At 71.2% G+C, this 2,480-nt stretch carries 2 protein-coding genes; one reads left to right on the top strand and one right to left on the bottom strand.

Features of this window, described 5'->3' with window-relative positions; genetic code table 11:
* Positions 1-193: 193 nt before the first annotated feature.
* Positions 194-1,459, top strand: coding sequence for an alpha/beta fold hydrolase (locus H3C53_13345; protein ID MBW7917652.1), 1,266 nt, complete (start codon positions 194-196; stop codon positions 1,457-1,459).
* Between the two features lie 13 nt (positions 1,460-1,472).
* On the opposite strand, the gene H3C53_13340 is transcribed toward H3C53_13345, so the two are convergent.
* Entirely contained in the window at positions 1,473-2,480 is a 1,008-nt protein-coding gene (locus tag H3C53_13340) for a proline racemase family protein (protein ID MBW7917651.1), read from the bottom strand.

Here is a 2,480-nt window from a genome sequence, read left to right as displayed (position 1 = left end):
TGCGAGTCGACGAACTGGAGGCGCCTCACGCCCTCACCCGCGGGGCGGGCGCCCGGTGCACCGCCCGGCGCCCCGACGCCCAGCGCTCCATGGAACCTTCGGATACCATTCCCTCACCATGCCTCCCACCGGCCACGACCAGGACCGCCGACCAGAGCTGCCCTCCACCCGCGAGTCTTACACCCTACCGGGCATGCTCGTGACCAACCGGCGCTTCAACGTGCCCCTCGACCACTCCCGGCCCGGCGGTGAGCAGCTGAGCGTGTTCGCGCGCGAGCTCGCCCCGCTGGGGCGCGAGGGCGACGACCTGCCGTACCTCGTCTACTTCCAGGGCGGTCCCGGTTCGGCGTCGCCGCGGCCCGAGACGCGGAGCGGGTGGATAGGGCGGGCACTGCAGGATCACCGCGTGCTCCTGCTCGACCAGCGCGGCACCGGCCTCTCCACCCCGGTCAACTACCAGACTCTCGCCCAGCGCGGCGGGGCCGAGGAGCAGGCGGCGTACCTCGCGCACTTCCGCGCCGACGCCATCGTGGCCGACGCCGAGCTCATCCGCCGCGAACTGCTCGGCGACGGGCGTTGGAAGGTGCTGGGCCAGAGCTTCGGCGGCTTCTGCGTTCTGCGTTACCTGTCGGCGGCGCCCGACGGGCTCGAGGCCGCCCTGATCACCGGCGGTATCCCGTCCCTCACGCGGCCGCCCGACGACGTCTACCGCGCCACCTTCCCGCGCGTGGCGGCGAAGAACCGCGAGTTCTTCGCGCGTTACCCGCACGCCCAGCTCACCTGCCGGCGCGTGGCCGACTACCTCCTCAAGCACGACGTGAGCCTCCCGAACGGGCAGCGCCTCACCGTGCGCCAGTTCCAGCAGCTCGGCCTGGCGTTCGGCGCCTCGGGGGGCTTCGAGCGCATCATGGACCTGCTGGAACGCGCCTTCGTGACGGTGGCAGGGCAGAGCGAGCTCTCCTACGACTTCCTGCACGGCGTGTTCCACGCCACCAACTTCCACACCAACCCCATCTTCACGGTGCTGCACGAGGCCATCTACTGCCAGGGGGAGGCCTCCAACTGGGCGGCGGAGCGCGTGCAGCAGGGCTTCCCGGAGTTCGACTACGAGCCCGGCAAGGAGTTCCTCTTCACGGGCGAGATGGTCTACTCGTGGATGCTCGACGAGTTCGAGACGCTGGCGCCGCTCAGGGGCGCGGCCGAGCTGCTGGCCGCCAAGAGCGACTGGCCGGCGCTCTACGACCCAGGGGCGCTCGCCCGCAACCGCGTGCCGAGCGCGGCCGCCCTCTACTACAACGACATGTACGTCGACCTCGGGCTGGCCATGGAGACGGTGGCGCGCGTGCCGAACCTCGAGGTGTGGGTGACGAGCGAGTACGAGCACAACGGCCTGCGCGTCGACGGCGCGCGCATCCTCGACAGGCTCCTCGGGATGCTGCCGCGCGTGGCGCCGGAGTAGGCGCGCTCGCGCCCTAGCGCACAAGGAAGCCCTCTCCCAGCACGTCGCCCGGCTCGACCACCCACTGGTTGAACCCCACGACGTGCGCCGTGCCGCTCACCTCCGGCACAACGGCGTCGAACTCCCCCACGCGCGTGCGCGCCACGGCCTTGCCGGTGAAGAGGGAACCTACGATGCTCTCGTTGCGCAGCTCCTCGCCGAGGGCGAGCCGCCCACGCGCCACCAGCTGCGCCACCCTCCCCGACGTGCCCGTGCCCGTGGGCGAGCGGTCCACCTCGCGCTCGGCGAACACGCACACGTTTGCCTGGTGGTTGGCTTGGTCGCGCGGCGGTCCCGCGATGATCGTGCCGTAGAGACGGTTCAGCTCGCTCACCTCCGGGTGCTGGATCTCCACGCCGGCCATCACGGCGCGCTTCACCTGGTCGCCCAGCTCGATCAACTCGCGCACGTTGGCCGGCACCACCTCCAGGCCGGCCGCCGCCCCGTCGAGGTAGGCGTAGAAGGCGCCCCCGAAGGCGATGTCCACGCTCAGGTCGCCGAAACCGGGCGTGTTCACGTGCACGTCCCGCCGGTACAGGAACGACGGCACGTTGAGGAAGCGCACGGCGCCAACGCGCCGACCGTCCCACGCCACGAACGCCTCGATGAACCCGGCGGGGCTGTCTATCCCCACGCGCGTCTCGCCCACCACCCGCGGCACGAGCCCCTGCGCCACCGCCACGGTGGCCAGGGCGATGATGCCGTGGCCGCACATGTCGGAGTAGCCCTCGTTGTGCATGAAGATGACGCCCAGGTCGGCGCCAGCGGTGACGGGCTCGGTGACGTAACAGCCGTACATGTCGGCGTGCCCACGCGGCTCCCACATCAGGGCGCGCCTCACGTGGTCGAGGTTGTCCCGCACCCAGCGGCGCTTCTCCAGGATGGTGGCGCCGGGGATGCGGGGGACGCCGGCCGTGACGACGCGCAGCGGCTCGCCGCCGGTGTGCGCGTCTACGGTGGTGTAGGTGGCGGAGAACTCCAT

The organism is Trueperaceae bacterium, from assembly GCA_019454765.1.
Lineage (GTDB): Bacteria > Deinococcota > Deinococci > Deinococcales > Trueperaceae > JAAYYF01.
The sequence above is the reverse complement of the archived record's forward strand: the minus strand, read 5'-3'. Positions and strand labels throughout refer to the sequence as shown.

Excerpts from the sequence above, each read along its gene's own strand:
- H3C53_13340 (MBW7917651.1), bottom strand. The coding sequence starts at position 2,480 with ATGGAGTTCTCCGCCACCTACACCACCGTAGACGCGCACACCGGCGGC.
- H3C53_13345 (MBW7917652.1), top strand. The coding sequence starts at position 194 with ATGCTCGTGACCAACCGGCGCTTCAACGTGCCCCTCGACCACTCCCGG.